Source organism: Microbacterium sp. che218 (genome assembly GCF_040436305.1).
Taxonomy (GTDB): domain Bacteria; phylum Actinomycetota; class Actinomycetes; order Actinomycetales; family Microbacteriaceae; genus Microbacterium; species Microbacterium algihabitans.
In genome coordinates this window covers 572,071-587,737 of the sequence record NZ_AP031501.1, presented here as the reverse complement: position 1 = coordinate 587,737, position 15,667 = coordinate 572,071, and the positions used below count along the sequence as shown (strand labels likewise).

General features: G+C 65.9%; 22 protein-coding genes and 4 tRNA genes. 11 read left to right on the top strand and 15 right to left on the bottom strand.

What is annotated here, in order from left to right; translation table 11 throughout:
• Window positions 1-13 precede the first annotated feature (13 nt).
• A complete protein-coding gene (locus ABXS86_RS02815; RefSeq protein ID WP_307211089.1) occupies window positions 14-1,165 on the top strand; it encodes an SLC13 family permease in 1,152 nt (383 codons plus the stop codon).
• 3 nt (window positions 1,166-1,168) lie between these two features.
• On the opposite strand, the gene ABXS86_RS02810 is transcribed toward ABXS86_RS02815, so the two are convergent.
• The 3 genes from ABXS86_RS02810 to ABXS86_RS02800 all read right to left on the bottom strand — a co-directional run bounded on the left by ABXS86_RS02810 (window position 1,169) and on the right by ABXS86_RS02800 (window position 2,554).
• On the bottom strand, window positions 1,169-1,561 hold the full coding sequence (locus tag ABXS86_RS02810) for a TIGR03618 family F420-dependent PPOX class oxidoreductase (RefSeq protein ID WP_307211090.1): 393 nt from the start codon (window positions 1,559-1,561) through the stop codon (window positions 1,169-1,171).
• Window positions 1,562-1,599: 38 nt separating this feature from the next.
• Window positions 1,600-1,983 (bottom strand): ATP-dependent DNA ligase, encoded by a 384-nt coding sequence (locus ABXS86_RS02805; RefSeq protein WP_307211091.1) that lies wholly within the window; start codon window positions 1,981-1,983, stop codon window positions 1,600-1,602.
• Between the two features lie 157 nt (window positions 1,984-2,140).
• Window positions 2,141-2,554 carry a PPOX class F420-dependent oxidoreductase gene (locus ABXS86_RS02800; protein WP_353665554.1) on the bottom strand — a complete coding sequence of 138 codons (414 nt, stop codon included), beginning with the start codon at window positions 2,552-2,554 and terminating at the stop codon, window positions 2,141-2,143.
• A 139-nt stretch (window positions 2,555-2,693) separates the two neighbouring features.
• Here ABXS86_RS02800 and ABXS86_RS02795 point away from each other — a divergent pair, with 139 nt between their 5' ends.
• Window positions 2,694-2,876: a hypothetical protein gene (locus tag ABXS86_RS02795; protein ID WP_154096638.1), complete on the top strand. Its 183-nt coding sequence runs from the start codon at window positions 2,694-2,696 to the stop codon at window positions 2,874-2,876.
• A 562-nt stretch (window positions 2,877-3,438) separates the two neighbouring features.
• Here ABXS86_RS02795 and ABXS86_RS02790 read toward each other — a convergent pair.
• The 3 genes from ABXS86_RS02790 to ABXS86_RS02780 form a co-directional block, all read right to left on the bottom strand.
• Window positions 3,439-3,513, bottom strand: a tRNA-Val gene (locus ABXS86_RS02790).
• Between the two features lie 27 nt (window positions 3,514-3,540).
• Window positions 3,541-3,611, bottom strand: a tRNA-Cys gene (locus ABXS86_RS02785).
• Window positions 3,612-3,677: 66 nt separating this feature from the next.
• Window positions 3,678-3,750: transfer RNA gene (locus ABXS86_RS02780), tRNA-Gly, on the bottom strand.
• A 163-nt stretch (window positions 3,751-3,913) separates the two neighbouring features.
• Between ABXS86_RS02780 and ABXS86_RS02775 the strand changes: the two genes are divergently transcribed.
• Together ABXS86_RS02775 and ABXS86_RS02770 are read left to right on the top strand one after the other, a co-directional pair.
• A tRNA-Val gene (locus ABXS86_RS02775) sits at window positions 3,914-3,986 on the top strand.
• A 353-nt stretch (window positions 3,987-4,339) separates the two neighbouring features.
• The gene (locus ABXS86_RS02770; protein ID WP_353665553.1) at window positions 4,340-5,263 is read left to right on the top strand and encodes a hypothetical protein; all 924 of its coding nucleotides are present in this window, start codon (window positions 4,340-4,342) and stop codon (window positions 5,261-5,263) included.
• A gap of 1,110 nt (window positions 5,264-6,373) precedes the next feature.
• Here ABXS86_RS02770 and ABXS86_RS02765 read toward each other — a convergent pair.
• Complete coding sequence (locus ABXS86_RS02765) at window positions 6,374-6,961, bottom strand: hypothetical protein (RefSeq protein ID WP_353665552.1); 588 nt, start codon at window positions 6,959-6,961, stop codon at window positions 6,374-6,376.
• 95 nt (window positions 6,962-7,056) lie between these two features.
• On the opposite strand from ABXS86_RS02765, the gene ABXS86_RS02760 reads away from it, so the two are divergent.
• The 4 genes from ABXS86_RS02760 (at window position 7,057) to ABXS86_RS02745 (ending at window position 8,584) form a co-directional block, all read left to right on the top strand.
• Window positions 7,057-7,227 carry a hypothetical protein gene (locus ABXS86_RS02760; RefSeq protein WP_353665551.1) on the top strand — a complete coding sequence of 57 codons (171 nt, stop codon included), beginning with the start codon at window positions 7,057-7,059 and terminating at the stop codon, window positions 7,225-7,227.
• A gap of 32 nt (window positions 7,228-7,259) precedes the next feature.
• Window positions 7,260-7,619, top strand: coding sequence for a type II toxin-antitoxin system death-on-curing family toxin (locus ABXS86_RS02755; RefSeq protein WP_353665550.1), 360 nt, complete (start codon window positions 7,260-7,262; stop codon window positions 7,617-7,619).
• 9 nt (window positions 7,620-7,628) lie between these two features.
• Complete coding sequence (locus ABXS86_RS02750) at window positions 7,629-8,111, top strand: hypothetical protein (RefSeq protein ID WP_353665549.1); 483 nt, start codon at window positions 7,629-7,631, stop codon at window positions 8,109-8,111.
• 65 nt (window positions 8,112-8,176) lie between these two features.
• The gene (locus ABXS86_RS02745; protein WP_353665548.1) at window positions 8,177-8,584 is read left to right on the top strand and encodes a DUF732 domain-containing protein; all 408 of its coding nucleotides are present in this window, start codon (window positions 8,177-8,179) and stop codon (window positions 8,582-8,584) included.
• On the opposite strand, the gene ABXS86_RS02740 is transcribed toward ABXS86_RS02745, so the two are convergent.
• The 8 genes from ABXS86_RS02740 to ABXS86_RS02705 all read right to left on the bottom strand — a co-directional run bounded on the left by ABXS86_RS02740 (window position 8,581) and on the right by ABXS86_RS02705 (window position 13,235).
• Window positions 8,581-9,216 carry a hypothetical protein gene (locus ABXS86_RS02740; RefSeq protein ID WP_353665547.1) on the bottom strand — a complete coding sequence of 212 codons (636 nt, stop codon included), beginning with the start codon at window positions 9,214-9,216 and terminating at the stop codon, window positions 8,581-8,583. The two genes, ABXS86_RS02745 and ABXS86_RS02740, sit on opposite strands and share 4 nt — an antisense overlap.
• Before the next feature lie 194 nt (window positions 9,217-9,410).
• Window positions 9,411-9,911: a hypothetical protein gene (locus ABXS86_RS02735; RefSeq protein WP_353665546.1), complete on the bottom strand. Its 501-nt coding sequence runs from the start codon at window positions 9,909-9,911 to the stop codon at window positions 9,411-9,413.
• A gap of 3 nt (window positions 9,912-9,914) precedes the next feature.
• Window positions 9,915-10,697 carry a hypothetical protein gene (locus ABXS86_RS02730; RefSeq protein WP_353665545.1) on the bottom strand — a complete coding sequence of 261 codons (783 nt, stop codon included), beginning with the start codon at window positions 10,695-10,697 and terminating at the stop codon, window positions 9,915-9,917.
• Window positions 10,694-11,104, bottom strand: a complete 411-nt coding sequence (locus tag ABXS86_RS02725) for a hypothetical protein (RefSeq protein ID WP_353665544.1) — start codon at window positions 11,102-11,104, stop codon at window positions 10,694-10,696. Before ABXS86_RS02725 ends, ABXS86_RS02730 begins: the two co-directional genes overlap by 4 nt.
• A gap of 292 nt (window positions 11,105-11,396) precedes the next feature.
• Window positions 11,397-11,672 carry a WhiB family transcriptional regulator gene (locus ABXS86_RS02720; protein ID WP_353665543.1) on the bottom strand — a complete coding sequence of 92 codons (276 nt, stop codon included), beginning with the start codon at window positions 11,670-11,672 and terminating at the stop codon, window positions 11,397-11,399.
• On the bottom strand, window positions 11,669-11,803 hold the full coding sequence (locus tag ABXS86_RS02715; protein ID WP_353665542.1) for a hypothetical protein: 135 nt from the start codon (window positions 11,801-11,803) through the stop codon (window positions 11,669-11,671). Before ABXS86_RS02715 ends, ABXS86_RS02720 begins: the two co-directional genes overlap by 4 nt.
• A 992-nt stretch (window positions 11,804-12,795) precedes the next feature.
• Window positions 12,796-12,999 (bottom strand): helix-turn-helix domain-containing protein, encoded by a 204-nt coding sequence (locus tag ABXS86_RS02710; RefSeq protein ID WP_353665541.1) that lies wholly within the window; start codon window positions 12,997-12,999, stop codon window positions 12,796-12,798.
• A 2-nt stretch (window positions 13,000-13,001) separates the two neighbouring features.
• On the bottom strand, window positions 13,002-13,235 hold the full coding sequence (locus ABXS86_RS02705) for a helix-turn-helix domain-containing protein (protein WP_353665540.1): 234 nt from the start codon (window positions 13,233-13,235) through the stop codon (window positions 13,002-13,004).
• 112 nt (window positions 13,236-13,347) lie between these two features.
• Between ABXS86_RS02705 and ABXS86_RS02700 the strand changes: the two genes are divergently transcribed.
• The 3 genes from ABXS86_RS02700 (at window position 13,348) to ABXS86_RS02690 (ending at window position 15,612) form a co-directional block, all read left to right on the top strand.
• The gene (locus ABXS86_RS02700; protein WP_353665539.1) at window positions 13,348-13,977 is read left to right on the top strand and encodes a hypothetical protein; all 630 of its coding nucleotides are present in this window, start codon (window positions 13,348-13,350) and stop codon (window positions 13,975-13,977) included.
• A gap of 73 nt (window positions 13,978-14,050) precedes the next feature.
• Window positions 14,051-14,272, top strand: a complete 222-nt coding sequence (locus tag ABXS86_RS02695; protein ID WP_353665538.1) for a helix-turn-helix domain-containing protein — start codon at window positions 14,051-14,053, stop codon at window positions 14,270-14,272.
• Between the two features lie 77 nt (window positions 14,273-14,349).
• Window positions 14,350-15,612, top strand: a complete 1,263-nt coding sequence (locus ABXS86_RS02690; protein WP_353665537.1) for a tyrosine-type recombinase/integrase — start codon at window positions 14,350-14,352, stop codon at window positions 15,610-15,612.
• Window positions 15,613-15,667: the final 55 nt, after the last annotated feature.

Sequence of the window (15,667 nt, the reverse complement as noted above, 5' to 3'; positions counted from 1 at the left end):
TCATAGTGGAGCGGTGACTCTGGCCATCATCGGCGGCGTGCTGTGGATCCTCGGGATCATCGCGCTGCTCACCGGCGCCCTTCCCGCCGACGACGCGATCGCCGTCGCCGATCGGGTGTGGCCGATCCTGCTCTTCGTCGTCGCGGTGACGATCGTCGCCGAGCTGGCGTCCAAGGCGGGACTCTTCGACGTGGTGGCCGCGCGTCTGGCGAAGCTCGCCCGCGGCCGCACAGCGCTGCTCTGGGTGCTGGTGGTGGCCCTCGCGACGGTGGCGACCGCGTTCCTCTCGCTCGACACCACGGCGGTGCTGCTGACGCCGGTCGTCGTGTCGATGGCGGTCGCCCGCAAGCTCGATCCCCTGCCGTTCGCGTTCGTGACGGTGGTGCTCGCCAACACGGCCTCTCTCGTGCTGCCGGTGTCGAACCTCACCAACCTGTTGGCGTCCGAGGCGCTCGGCGGCGGCCACGACCCTGTCGCGTTCCTCGCCCTGCTGGGTCCGTCGGCGCTCATCGCGATCGCGGTGTCGGTCGTCGTGCTCACGGTGGTGTTCCTGCGGCGTCTTCCGAAGACGTATCCGGATGCCGACTCCCCCCGCGTATCCGACACGCTCCTGTTGCGCGTCTCCGGCGTCGTCACCCTCGCTCTTCTGCCCTTGCTGGTGGTGGGGCTCGAACCGTGGATGCCCGCGGTGGGGGCCGCGGTCGTGCTGATCGCGGCCTTCGCCTGGCGCGCGCCGCGGGCTCTCGGCATCCGCCTCGTGCCCTGGTCTCTGCTGGTGTTCGCCGGTGGCCTCTTCCTCGCGGTCGGGGCGCTCGAGGCCCTCGGCATCGGCCAGGTCACGACTGTGCTGGCCGGAACCGGTGACGACCTGGTCTCGCTCTGGCAGCTCGCGGGAGTGGGCGCGCTCGTGGCGAACGGCATCAACAACCTGCCGGCCTACCTCGCGCTCGAGTCGGTCGCGGGATCGCCCGTTCGCCTTGCGGCTCTGCTGATCGGCGTAAACGCGGGGCCGATCGTGACCCCGTGGGCGTCGCTGGCGACGCTGTTGTGGCACGACCGGCTCGTCGCGGCGGGCGTCGAGGTGCGCTGGAGCCGCTTCGTGCTGCTCGGCGCCGTGATCGCCCCGCTCATACTGCTGCTGGGCGTGCTGCCGCTGGTGCGCTGAGCGTCAGTCCTCGTAGGCGCGGGCCCAGGCCTTGGTCGGCTCGATGAACCACACTGCGAGCCCCTCGCGCATGCCGTAGGGCTCTCCGGTGTAGAGCCGCGAGATGCGGTCAACGTACGCGAGGGCGTCGTCACCCTCGATGCGCTCCACCGCCGTGCCGCGGACGAACGCCATCGAATAGGGGTTGTCGGCGGCCACGACCGAGATCGCCACACGCGGATCACGGCGGAGGTTGCGGTCCTTCAGCGTGTCGGCCTCGGTGAAGAGGACGAGCCGCTCCCCCTCGACGGCGACCCACAGCGGGATGGAGTGCGGCGATCCGTCCTTCATCAGCGTCGCGAGGTGGGCGACGACGTCGGTCTCGAAGTACGGCTTGACGGTGGTCCAGTCGGTCATGTCTTCTGCAACGCGCCGACCGCCGTCGGCCATTCCGCTCAGGTGCGAGCCGGCTCCGGCATCTGTTCGTTCGGAACCTCGCGGAACACCATCTCTTCGCGCCGGGTGCTCTCGCGGGGCGCGGATTCGTCGGGCTCGGGCACGACGTACAGACCCCGACCGGAGTTGGCGTTGTAGGTCAGTGCGTGCAGCCACGCCGGGCTCAGTTGGGGAGAACGGCTGCCGTGGTACTTGAAGACGAGCGACACGTTGGGGTGGATGTACACGGTCGTGCGCCCGCCACCCGTGCTGATGTCGTCTTTCCACGAGAACGGAAAGCTCTCTCCGCGCCGCACCTTCGCCATGATCACGGCCTGCAGGTGAGCGAGAAGCCGGTCTTCGAAATCGACCTTGATGTTGCCGTCGTAGATGAACTTGCCCATGCTGGCCCCCAGACTGGTCTGCCCGGTCCGCGCGCGTCTCCGGCGAGAACTCGAACGCGACGGCCGGCTGACGACCCGTGGGCTCAGCCTCTCGCGCGACGACGCGGCGGTCCAGCCCCTTGCGAGCGCTGCGGCCCCGGGATATCGGCGCGGCCGATCAGGCGGTGCGGCTGACGCGCAGGATGACGCGGTCGCCGGGCTTGCGCTGCACCTTGCGCACGATCGCCTCGAAGCCGATGATCGCGCGGTACTGCCAGCCGTACTTGCGCTTCAGGGCGGAGTCGGCGCCGCGGTCGTCCTGCGCCGGGCCCGCGATGCGCGCGTGCGCCTCGACCGTGATGGCATCCGGCTCGACCTTGCCCATGCGGCTGCACGGACGCAGCACCACGCGGGAGTCGTTGCGCAGGCGTTTGACCTTGCCGGTCGTGCGCTCGCTGGTGACGACGAGCTCGTCGCCGTGGCGAGCGATCCACACGGGGACAGCGACGAGTTCGCCGTTGCGGCGGTACGTGCCGAAGGTGACGAAGTCGGATGCCGCGATCTCGCGCCAGAGGGTGTCGGGGACGGTCATGGTGTCACGCTAGCGATCCCGTCGTGTCGGCGGCGGGGCTTGCACCGCGACGGTGTGAGTGTCCGGGCCGCTGGCCGATGCGCGCAGACTGTGTGGGAACGCTTCCATGACAAGGTTGTCTCTGCCTACGGTGGCGATCGTGGGGAACTACGACGTGCCGATGGTGGGGGCAGTGGTGGTGTCGTTTCAGACGCTCCGGTTCGGTCTCTCGAACGAGACGATGATGCTCCTGACCTCGGTGCACACCCCCGAGGGGCGTTCGGTGAGTCCGATCGAGCACGAACGGGTCGCCCAGTATCTGGAGAGCATCGGCGTGCTGTGAGCCGACGGCCCGCGGGCCCCGCGAACCTCAACGCCAGCGCAAGGAACCCTCAACGTCGGCTCAATTCGCACGAGTAGATGTCCCCCATTCGGTGGACATGATCTAGCGTCATGTGTGTTCCCGCCGCCAGGCACTCCGCAGCCCCCCTTACTGGCGGCGGGAACGACCTCTTCCCGCTCCGAGTCCGTGGCCGTCGATGTGGACGCCCACGCCCGCGAGACCGCATTCTGCTGACGAGCCGGCTGCAGCCTGACGCGGGTTCGTCAGCGAGTTGCCGTCTCGGCGTGGCGACGCCCCGCTTGCGCTTTCTGGTGCCGCGACCCGTCGCGAAATGGTCGTGCCCGTCGGCGGTGAGTCGCAGAGCTCGCCTGCCCGCGAGACTGCATCTCGCTGACACTTCAGCTGCAGCCTGACGCGGGTTCGTCAGCGAGTTGCCGTCTCGGCATCCCCGGGGAGTCGGGGGTACGGGCCACGCCACGCGGCGGGCCGCACGCCACGCTGCCGCGCGCACGCCAAGCTGCCGCGCGCACGAAAAAACCCCCGGCGAACCGGGGGTTTTTAGTGGTGCGCGATACTGGGATCGAACCAGTGACCTCTTCCGTGTCAGGGAAGCGCGCTACCGCTGCGCCAATCGCGCCTATACAGGCTGTTCTTTTGTGAGTTGAGGTGGCGACGGGATTCGAACCCGTGTAAACGGCTTTGCAGGCCGGTGCCTAGCCGCTCGGCCACGCCACCGTGATGTGGTTCGACCCACGTGTCGTGATTCTCCGTCGGTTTCCCAGACGGAGATCCCTCCACTCGAGCGGATGACGAGACTCGAACTCGCGACCCCAACCTTGGCAAGGTTGTGCGCTACCAACTGCGCTACATCCGCATTTCGTTCCCGGGGCTTGCCCCGAGCACTCGTAAGACATTACCCGATCTGGGCGGCTGCGCAAAACGAGACGCGCCCCGCGCGTGTCATCTGCGGCGGCGGGCATCGTGGTCGAAAGCACCTCTCGGCATCCGGTACGATCGATGAGTCCCGTTCGGGATGCGGGCGATTGGCGCAGTTGGTAGCGCGCTTCCTTCACACGGAAGAGGTCATCAGTTCGAGTCTGGTATCGCCCACCTCAAGAAGGCCCGGAATCGCGCTAACAGCGATGGCTCCGGGCCTTCGGTTTAGACCGAGTCGGACGCCTGCGTGTGCACTGTGTGTGATGAGGTCTTTCAAGCTTCTCGCCGCAACCCTTACCCGCTAGGTGATCGATCCGCCGGTTAAATTGGCGCATGGGGCGCCGACGCCGCGCGATGTACCCTGCGGAGACAGTGCGGCGAACCCTTGTTGAGAGGTAGTCGCGCGGTTCGCGAACAGGGGGAAGCAAGTGGGGGAATCGACAGGGCCGGGGCTGGAGGATGTCTTGCACCAGCTAAGGCGCGCCGGGGAAGCTGTGCGGAGTCGCGTGTGGTGGGTGACTCCGCGGGTGCAGAAATCTCTGCTGCTGGTTATTGACCGTGAAGAGCGACAACTGTCAGTCAACGCGTCTTTATTCGCGCATCTCCAAACCGCCGGCCTTGACGTCCAAAACGCCTACAGGACGATGATCGAGAGGTCCGCGGCCATCGCCCAGTTTGCGAAGGACGATGAGGCGTCAGGGCAGGCAGTCGAGGGTGCCATCTGGGACAACCTCGAAGACCTCCTGCTCGCACACACCAGCTTGGTCAAGGCGGCGGCTTTTGAAAGATCGACGTCGGCCCCGATCATCCCCATCCCTGATGATCTGATCGACGCAATACCGACGGCCGATAGCGAGCGCGACGAGGCCCAGATTGCGTTCAGCCAGTTGCGTGACCTGACGGTCTCGTTGGAGCAATCTGATGAGACAGCGAAGCAGGCACTTGAGGAAGCGCGAAGTGAGAGCGCCGCGCGTCGCGAGCTACAGACGCTCATCGCTCGTTCTGGCGATCGAAGCTTGTCTGAAGAGTTCTCCGCTCTCGCGAAGAAGGAAACCGACAGCGCGGCATCGTGGACAAAATGGTCGATCGTTGTCACCGGATTTGGGGTGATCGCAGGACTCGTCGTGCACGGGGTGTTCGATGGTCAGCCGACCGAGTCCAAGATTGTGTACTCGCTTCTCGTCGCCGCAGGTTTCGCAGGCGTAGCGACGTACTTCGCGCGGCTCGCCGGACATCACCGTCACACGGCTCAATGGGCGAAGTCGGTCGCAGTGCAACTGGACTCGTATGCTCGCTTCGTCGAGCACACCGACGATGAGGGTCGCAAAAAAGTTTTTGATCAGTTCGCTGCACGAGTGCTCGGGCCTCCCCCGCCTCGGAGCGAAAAAGCAGCAGTCCAGTCAGCTACGATCGCCGATATCGCCGCGATTGCGGCCAGGAATCCGACTTGAAGAGCGTTGAGGCCGCCGACGAACCGCCCACAGCTGCCTCACTTGGGTTACTAGAGGGGCGCCTCGTGCCGCAAGCAATTGCGGAGCGACTTCTTCTCTGGACCGTGCCCGACTTGGAGCATCGATCACGGTCTGGGGCGTCTCACTACGAGACCCTGGGGCTGGCGGGGATCCTGCGTCGAACTATCGCCGACAAGAACTCTGTCGTTCACGCTGCACGACAGCGCCTCGGGCTCCCTCTGCCGACCTTTTCGTTCACTCCGTTCGAACCTCCGCCGAGTTTTCGCCCTCGGCCTGACGGCCGTGGATTGGTTCCGGCCCTAGCTTTCACCGAGCCCAGCTTCTCCGACCCCTCAACTCATGGAACGATGGCCGAGTTTCTCGCAGCTCCTGCCGCGGTCCATTTCGGAAGCTTGGTCTCAGTCAAGCGCGTCATCAAGTACTTCGCTCATGTGGAGGGTGCAGTGCATCTCGGGGGGCCTGAGGACTCGTTCGAACGTCTGGTCCAACAGGTTGTTGCATCAGTGGATATTTTGGGCGCGCAGTGGGCCGGGACTCTCTCGAGCATCGCTCAGGTCACCGTCCGCGGGTTGATCCCCATGGCAGATGCGATTCGCGCTGATCCGATTGTGCCCCCGCTACGCGTGACCTCAATCCCGCCTCGGGCTGACGTGGCCCGAAACGACGTGGTGCCGAGGGCTGCAGGCGATCTTTCGACGGCTTGACCGCCCAGCAGGTCGCCGCACGTGCGTGTCGATTCAGAGGTTTCCGCCGGTGGTACAGCTTCTGGCCGTCCGCTGCCCTCGTCAGTCGAAGGCAGGCAGGAGGGCATGAGCGCGAGCTCGGTCCGTTTGCGTCAGCGGTGACCCGTCCGCGTAGGTGCCTTCGGCTATTGACTGCCGGATCACACGGGCGCCCTGATGGCCTCGGAAAACGCTGACGAGTAGGTACACATCGCCGACGCCGGGAAGTTCAATAGTCGTGTTGTAAGTCTCGGAGGCTGGCATGCCCGCACCCTACCAACGGCTCAGCGCACTATTAAGATTCGACCCATGAAGACCTGGTGGAAGGCGCTCAGCGTGGTCGTCATGGCCTCGTTCGTGCTAACCGTCACGTCTGGATGGTTGGTGGTTCCCGCGTGGGCTCTGTTGGTTCTGGGGCTGGCTGGTCTCGTTCGTTGGACCCCGGCAGTTGTTCGAGATATTCGTCGAACAGCTCGCGCATCTCGTCCTGAGTAATCGCTGGCGGTGGAGCGTCGTTAACCTCCGCTTGATGCGCTGGGTCCAGGCCGAAGAAAGTCAGCAGCAGCATGAGAAAGCCAAGAAGCTGGTAGAGATCGACGGCGCGCTCGGATAGGAGAGCTGACACTGCTTTGCGCCAGGCCGGGGCTTCCTTTTCGAGGATCTGATCGAGTCGTTTGCGCAGGTCCTCTTCATCTGCGGTTCCCTCTTGAACCTGGATGAGCCCCCACTGCAGGAAGTTCTTCAGTCGCGCGGCCTGCGCCGGCGTCGGCCGCAATACAGCACGTGGCCGACCGTCCCGGGCCTGTGCATAGTCACCATCGACGATGGGGCTGGGGCGCCCACATATGGGGCAATCCATCGTGCCGCCCGTCATGATCATGGTGCCTGAGCCCTCGAACAGGTGCTCGCTCTCGTGGATGCCGTGCACCTTGCAATCAACTACGACCCCTGGCATCGCCCGAGCGTAGCGCAATCGCGTCCGAGTGCCGGTCGCAGATCAAGCGGCTCACCCCCTGGCTGCGCTCAGCCACGACGCCTAAGCTGTCTCCTATGGCTGAGACGATGCGCGCACGCGGTGAGGTGGTTCCACCCTCGCTGATGCACGCCGACTCGGAGGTCGTCGACGGCGTCGCTCGTCTCACAGATGACGCCGCTCGCAGCGTCGGCGACATGCTCGCCGCGCGATACGGCTCGCTCCTGGACCGCCTGGCCAACGATTGACGGAATACGTCTATCTCAGCTACGAGCAGGTCGTGGAGCTGAACGTTCGTCATTGTCATGACTCGACCGGTGTTAGAGACCATGCCACTCTTCGCAGTCAGCTGCACCGCCCCGAATCGAACTCATACGGGCAGGACGTGTTCGAGGGTATTTGGGAGAAGGCCGCCGTTCTCGTCCACGGTGTCGCAAGTACTCAGACCTTCCACAACGGTAATAAGCGGACGGCCTGGCTTGCCTGCCTCTTGTTCCTGATTGCGAACGGATACGACGTAGAGGATTTGCCGGTGGTTGACGCAGAAGTTTTCGTCCGAGCGGTCGCGGCGAACGCTGTCGACGTCAGCAAAGCCGCTGAATGGTTGGAGACTCATTCCTTTCCCCTCATGGGTGGGTAGCATCGGCGCATGCTGAAGGATGTGCCCACGGGGTTCAAGGATCTCGTCGAATGGGTCATGCGGTTGAACACCACGATGATGCAGCTCTACGAGGCGGCGGTGACGGGAGCTGAGCCCGAAAAAATTGACCCGTATACAATCGGGGCGAAGCTCACTGTCATCTTCGAACTGCGAGACGGTCTCGCTATTGCCGCATATCCGTCTGCCACCGACCAGGCTCGAATCGTTCGGCGGGTGACACTGACCTTGGATTCGTGGTGGGATGAATTCGGAGGAACGTGGCCTCCTGGGGCTGCTCCGCCGAAGCCTGACTTCTCCGTCCGACACGCCGTTAAAAATGCCCTCCGTCCGGCAGAACTCGGCTTCCCCGAGCCCATCCCCATGGATCGTGCGCCCTGGGATTACGTCGTTACCTGCCCGGGCCGGAACTTCAGCGCACACTGGACATTGCTCGATGCGGTGGGTGTCGCTGACAGCTTCGTCTACGTGTAGGCGCAGTCTCGTTTGCGAGTTCCCCGGCAGGATCCTGAGGAGCTGGCCGGATATTGTTGCTTCCCATGAAGCGTCTCACCGTCGTTGTCGGGGCTATTGGCTGCGCTCTGTTCCTCGCCGGGTGCAGCGCGCCGGCGCAAGAGGGAGTGACCCTCATCTCAGAGCCGGTGCAGTCTCCGGCCACCTCACGGACGGACGCACCGCTGACCGCTCAGACCCCCGAGGCGAGCTCGACCGGCGGCGAGGCCGCCTTCCTGGTGGCCGTGCGGGCCAACCTCCGCCCGGACAACGTCATACCCGACGCGACCGACGCGCAGCTCCTGGCCGCGGGCCGTGAGGCGTGCGAAAAGCTTGCTGCGGGCACACCCAGCGATCAGATATCGGTGATCGAGGGCGAGCCAACGAACGGCGCGGGGTACTACTCCGACAGTGGGACGATCATCACCGCTGCGGACTCGACCATCTGCGGTTAGGTCGCCGCGACGACCCGGCGCAGCATCCCGCCCGTGTCGATCACAGCGGCACCCGGGAAGCTGCCGGGCACGTCTGCCTGCCGGATGGTCTTGACCCCAACCAGCTCGATGCCAGCAGCTCCCACGGTTATCCGGCTGCCGCCGGCGTAGATGGTGACACCGGAGGAGTTGAAGACGACGAATCGCTCGCCGTCGTAGATGCCGAGGAAGCCGGTCGACGCGTTGATGCTGCGTCCGTCGCCGAACCCAATCTGGCCACCGCCCGCGCCCGGCTCGATCGTGAGATTGCCCGCGGTGATCTTGCCTTCGACCTGCAGCTCGGAGAGCAGCCGCATGAGCCCTTCGATGGTGGTCGCTGCCAGCACCTGCAGGGTGTCGGTAATCTCAACCGGGCCATCAAGCAAAGCCGGCCCCGACCATGAGAGCGTGCCCTCGCCTTCCAGCCGACCCTCGACGTAGGCGATGCCGACGACGCGGAGGTTTGAGTCGCGGATGAGGAGCATGCTCTTGTCGTAGAACTCGAGCATGCCCCGCTCGACCGAGGCGGCGCGCAGGGGGTTGTTCTGCAGCAGCTGTTCGAGTGCGGCGACGCGCGCCTCGAGCGGACTGTCATTCGGGTTCCGGGTTGCCATGAAGTCAGTGAGCTTCCGTATATGTGGCCGCATGGGCGGCATGGTTGTGGGTGTGGATTCGTCTGACGGCGTCGAACTTGCCAACGAGCGCGGCGTTGGCGGAGGGAACGCGGACGAGATCGGCTGACTCGGTTTGAACCGCTCTGTCGAGCATGAGATGCTCGGTTCGGTCCAGCTGGGAGTCAGCGATCGACTCATGCTTCGGCATCTGGGGCCTCCTCAACCGACTCGACCTGGCCGTAGGTGTTGTCGTCGCCGAACTTCTCGTGAAGCGCCTCTCTGAACTCGCGGACGGCCTGCCGCATCTCCTCCCCCGATCCGTCAGGGACCGGGGACGCCCTCGAGACGGTGAAGAACATCTGGCCCAGCTCGCGCAGCGATGCCGCGCGGTCACGATGGTCGCGAAGCGTCTTCGGCTTCTCGGCTGCTGCGAGCTCGCGGCGGGCCGTCTCGAGGTCGGTGAGGAGATCCGCGCCCAGGGCCTGGCGGCGTACTTCGCTGTCGACCTTGGCTGCGGCCGTCGCCGCCCGCGTCTTTCGCCGGTCGAATGAGACACCCGCGGCCTTCGAGTACTTCGAAACGCTGCCGACGCTGACGCCCACCTCACGGGCTATCCGGTTTCGAGGCACGCCCTCGCGGCCCAGCGCGACGATGCGGTCACGCTGGGCCTGCGAAAGCGGCTCCGAGACAGGCACAGGTCAGCGGCGGCTGAGCAGGTCGTCGAGCGCCTTTTCGAACGCTGCGCGTTCCTCCGGCGTTCGGGTGTCTGCGCGTCGGGGCGCGACCGGAAATTCCTGGATGGTCCCGGTGCGCACCACAATGTCGCCGCGGTTGCCGCTGAGCTGGTCGCTTCGCACGATGGTCAGCGCCGTCTCAGCTGCGGAGCGAAGGGTGCTGACCGCGGATGCTGTCTCAGCGGCGAAAACAAGAGCCCGGGCGTAAGCGTCGTCACCCTGCGCTATTGCCTTCTGCATCTCGGCCGGCGGCACAGGACGCTGGCCGAGGCCGAGCACAAAACTTGGCAACTCTTCGACGATGACGCGTCGTTCGTCCCCGGTCGACTCGCTCACGGCGCGCAGGCCTTCGAACGCCGCCATGATCGGGTTGCCGGCGGAGAGACGTGTGCGGAGGCGCTCCCAGGCTCGCACGGCTCGGTTCTCCGCGAGGAGTTGTTCTGCTGCGGTGCCGGTGGCGGGTTCGGCCACTCGGGCGTGCTCACGGTCGACAGCGGTCTGAGCGGCGGCCTGACGTTCGTCGAGCTCGGTGAGCACGGCACGTACTCGAGACTCGGTACCGGCGATCGCACTCTCGGCTCGAACCGCCTCGGCGTAACCCGCCTCGGTAATCAGTCCCGAGCTGATCCGATCACGGTGGCGGTGCACGGACGCGTCGTGCTTGTTGATTGCCTCGATGAGGATCGACTGCAGTTCCTGAGCTGTTCGCATTGGGGGATTTCCTTCGTTCTCGATTGGTGCGCTCACTCGGTTGGATTCGAGCGATGGAGATTCGTGACCCCGGGCGAGTCTGGCGAGGCAATGGCCGCCTTCGCCTGGACGCGTGCGACGCCGCCGATCGCCTGCCAGATGTGGGAGAAGACCAATGCGGAGTCGTCCGTCGCGGGGAGGATCTTGCGGGCCACTCGGGCAATCGCTTCGACGTCGGCGTCGTCGAGCGAGGCGAGGGCGGTAACGAGCTGCTGCGGTGTCGGCAGACCGGGTGTGGCGCCTGCGGTCAAGCTGCGCAGGTCGACGCGGAGGCGGCGGGGGCCGACGCGCCCGGTGCGCACCCGGTCCTCAGCGGCCCAACGTCGCACGGTGGACGCGCCGACACCAAACTCGGCTGCTGCCTCAGCGACCGTCGCCCAGCGCGGTTCGATATCAACCGACATGAGAACTCTCCCGGAATGACGAAAGACCGAGCGCACGGTCGGACCTAGGGTCCGTTCGTGTTGCTCGGTCTCAGGCGCCTGGCCAGAACCCGGGTCCATCGCTCATCCGCCGCCTGGGCTTCAGAACGTGGGAGCTCGATCTGTGGTTACGCTCACAAGTTTACGGACAGCGCGGGTTTTGTGGGCGATAACGGGGGGGACACGCCGGTGCGCACACACGCTGTGAACACGGCTGGTCGGACTGGCGTCACGGCTGGGATCGCGAAGCGGTCACTTCTCGGGCACGGAAGTGTCACGCTCGTCCGCCGCGGAACCGACCGGCCCAGAATCCGGCGCGAGGCCGCTCCGCCTCGGCGTAGTCGGCGCACTCGGGGAAGACCGGGCATGAGATGCAGACCAGTGCCATGGCCGCGCGATCCGCGGGAGTCGGGGTGTCGGCGGTGAACAGGTCGACGTCTCGGCACTCGGGTCGGTGCTCGTCTAGCGCGGCGTCCAGGGCAGCCCCGGGCGTCAGCTGCGCCGGCGCGCCCTCGCGTACGCGCGCGAGGCTCGACCGGTCGAGCGTCACGGCTTGCCCGTCTCGGTGGTGACGCGGGCGTGATGGCGGAGTCGGGCGGCTTCGACGTTGAGCAGGTGCAGCAGGGTGCGGACGTCGTTGGTGAGGTCGGGGTCGTCGATTCGTGTCAGGTGGGCGTGCACGCGTCGCTCGACGGTGGCTCGGGTTCGGCGTGAGATTGCTCGGGGCCGGTCGGAGCGGATAAGCCCGCCGGTGGTGTCTTCGGTCTGCACGGGACTGGTCCTATTCGTTCGGGTGGCGGCGGGGCTCGGTGATGTCGAAGGCCTCGAGCGGTGGGAGTGGCGTTGCGGGGTAGGACACCGCGCCGTCGTCGCGGCGTCCGCATCCGCGACTGCACCACCCGCTGAGGGGGTCGAAGTCGTGCCAGGCGTGGTTGGCCAGGCACGGGCCGATGCGAGGGCTCACGATGCGGCCTCGGCGGCATCTAGGGCACAGCGGTCACAGGGCAGCACGTAGTAGGCATGCACGTTGCAGTACTCCTCCTGTCGTGGCGTCGAAGATGCCGACACCCGTCGCGCCTCGGCCGCCTTCCGATCGGCAGCGCAGGCCCTGCACGGGCTGTCGTGATCCCAGCTGGTGTGACGTTTGCAGGTTCGAGAGGGGGCGAGTCCTCCTCTTCCTTCTTCCTCCTTTACCTCCTGGGGCGGACGTTCACCGTCCGGTGTTCGGACGCTCACCGTCCGGCGTTCGTGTGCTGAGCGTCCGGTGTTCGTACGCTCAGCGTCCGCCGTTTCGCGTTCTTCACAGGACGCATAGCGTCCGCTGTTGGACTCACTCACAGGACGTCCACCGTCCTCCGATTCGCCCGATGCGATCGACAGCGGAGCTCCCTCGCCGTCGAGCAGTAGATGGCGCGCAGCGCGCCCCGGGGCGCTGGACTGAGATTCGACGAGGCATGACGCCCGCAAAGACTTCAGAGCGCGACGGACCGCACGGGACGATGCGTCAGAAGGGGCCGCTCCGAGAATCGTTGCCATGGCCTCCTCGCCGCGGTAGAAGACCGGGTGAGGATCGCTGTCGAGAGCGCCGAGGGCCATCCCGAAGAACAGGCGCGCCGGGGCGTGGTCGAGGCCGTGAGCGACACGAATCGCAGCCTTGGCGAGTCCCGCTCCCATCACTCCCCCGTGGAGACGCCAAGCATCTCGAGCAGCTTGGCGACGGGCACGACGACGCGACGCCCGATTCTGAGCGAGGGGATGTCCCCCGCAGAGACGGCACGGTAGGCGGAGTCACGACCGATGCCGAGGCATCGGCCGGCGACTGGGACACTGACGACGAGCTTTCCGGCCAGTTCTGGGGGGATAGTAATCTCGGCCATCGTCAGCCACGGACCTTCGTCAGCTTGTTGAGCGCCCGGGCGTATCGCACCGCTCGTTCCCCGCGCGGAGACCGCTCGCCGTTCTCCCATCGCCAGATCGTCGTGGCATCGACTCCGATAGCGTGCGCGAGGTCGCCGATTGGTAGGTCGCTGGCAACGCGGATTCGCTTTGCCTCACCGCTCGCCGCGAGCTCTCGGGCTCGAACCACGAGCGCCGCGTCTTGGATTGAAGTCATGCCAATACATTGGCTCAGTGACGACTCATTATTGACATTATGGCTATCTCGTTTTGGGTATCTCCTTGCGAACGGCTTGCCACTTCCCTGCCGAACAGTTACCGTTGTGCCCGTGACCAACACTGATGGCCTGGTAAGCGGACCGCCTACGGGCCTGGCCGCCGGAGTGATCCGAGGGTGGGGCTACGGCACCTTGAACGGATACGGCGACGTTGAGGACGTCCCATTCGGGCGCGGCTTCATTCCGGAGTTCTTCACGGTGCAGATCGAACCCGACGAAGGTCCGAACGGGGTCGATGACGACTACTGGAGCCTCGACCTGTACTTCCAGGTCGAGCCAGGGGCTGACACGTCCGAACTCCGGATCGCTCGCTGCAACCAACGCGACCTGAGCTCAACTCTCGACCTCGTCCGCGAGAAGTGGGCGCTGACAATTTGGCGCAACTGGGCGCACCTCACCCTGCTGCTCGGTGGCGAGGCCCGCGCGCGAGTGTCGTCGAGTGGTGAAAAAGACGCCGCGCTCGACATTCTCTCCACGACGCGGCCGCGGAAACGAAAGCGGACGAGCATCACGGAGGCACACCTCGAGGCCGTCGCCCAGGTCTATCTCGCGGCCCCACAGAAGCCGACGCTCGCCGTCGAGCGTCACTTCATCACGAACCACTCCACCGCCGCGCGGTGGGTGGGCCTGGCCCGCAAAGCTGGGCTCCTGCCTCCGGTCGATCGACGATCCGAGGGCTGAATGAGAAGCGGCCCCTGTGCAGGTAGCAACTGCACAGAGGCCAGTCCGACACCACGACTAGGAGACATCGGACATGGAAACGATACAGAACAACGGATGCGGCGCCCTCCTACGGGTCCTGCGTGAAGAGCTTGGGTGGGGTCGCCGGACGCTGGCGCGCCAGGCGCTCGTCGGGCACCGCTACCTGCGCCGGGTCGAGCGTGGACGCGAGTCCGCCTCGGCGCAGTGGCTCACGCACGTGACAGGCGTCATGTGCTCGGAGATGGTCAAGCGCGCTCTGGCGGCTCGCTCATGAGCGCCAGCATCTACCGACGCTGCGGATGCCGGACTGAGGGAGGGCGCCAGTTCGGTGCCCTCCCTGAGGGGGCGTCCGTGGCGCAGCGCGAGAAGGCGTGTCCGCGGCTGCTCAGCGAGCCGAAGCACGGCACCTGGGGCTACTACCTCAGTGCGGGGAAGAACCCGGCGACGGGCAAACGTCAGCAGGCTCGGGTGGCCGGCTTCCCGACGCGTCAGGCCGCGCAGAAAGCGCGCAACGCGGAGGCTGTGAAGATCGACCAGGGGCGATGGCTCCCGCCGACACGTGACACGCTCGCGGCCTATCTTGGCAAGTGGCTCCCCCGGCACCGCCGCACCGCCAGAAACGGCCAGGGGCTCCGCGAGACGACGCACGGGCAGTACGAGCGGTACCTGACGAACGACATCATCCCGACGCGCCTCGGCGCCATGAGATTGAGCGACGTGCGACGACACCACCTCATCGCGTTTTTCGACCAGCTCGCCGAGGACGGCCGCGGCATCAGCACTCAGCACAAAATCCTGGTCGTGCTGCAGGCGGCGTTCTCATCGGCACTGCTTGACGGCTTGATCGACGTCAACCCGGCGCTCCGCATCCCCCTCGAGGCTGAACGTCCAAAGCGCTTCGAGGCGTGGAGCCCCGAGCAGGTCGGTACCTTCCTCGACATCGCGGTGCAGCACCGCCTCGGGTCGCTCTATGAGCTGGCCTTCCTCTCGGGGATGCGTCGAGGTGAGCTCGTCGGGCTCCGATGGGAGCACGTCGACCTTGCGGCCCGCGTCCTGCACGTGCAGCAGACGCGAGTCCAGGCGCGCCGAGGTGTCGTCGAGAGCGACCCGAAGACGGAGAGCGGGCGCCGAACGGTGACGCTCGACGACGCGGCCGTGGGCGCGCTACTCGACTGGCGCCTGCGACAAGACCGCGATCGCGACCGCTGGGCGGAGGCATGGACGGACAGCGGCTACGTGTTCACGATGGAGGACGGGACGCCGGTCAAGCCCGACTACGCGACGCGCCTGTTCGAGACGCTCCGAAAGCGCGCCGGCCTGCCGAAGATCACGCTGCACGGTGCGCGCCACGAGCACGCCTCGCTTTGGATCGCCGGCGGCGGAGACGTGACACAGCTGTCGAAGCGCCTAGGACACTCGACGAGTCGCATTACCGCGGACCTGTACGTCTCGCGTGTGGGCGACGCCGACCGAGTGCACGCCGACCGGGTAGCCGGGATGATCCCCCGAGCGCCGCGTGTGCACGAACGTGTGCACGCACCACGGACGGCGGAACCGGATGAGGCCGGACAGGACAGGACGGAGAGCGCACGCGACCGCACAAAAACGGGCTAGATCACCCTCGATCGGATGGTCTGCGACTCGCGGACTTACTTCACACGGAAGAGGT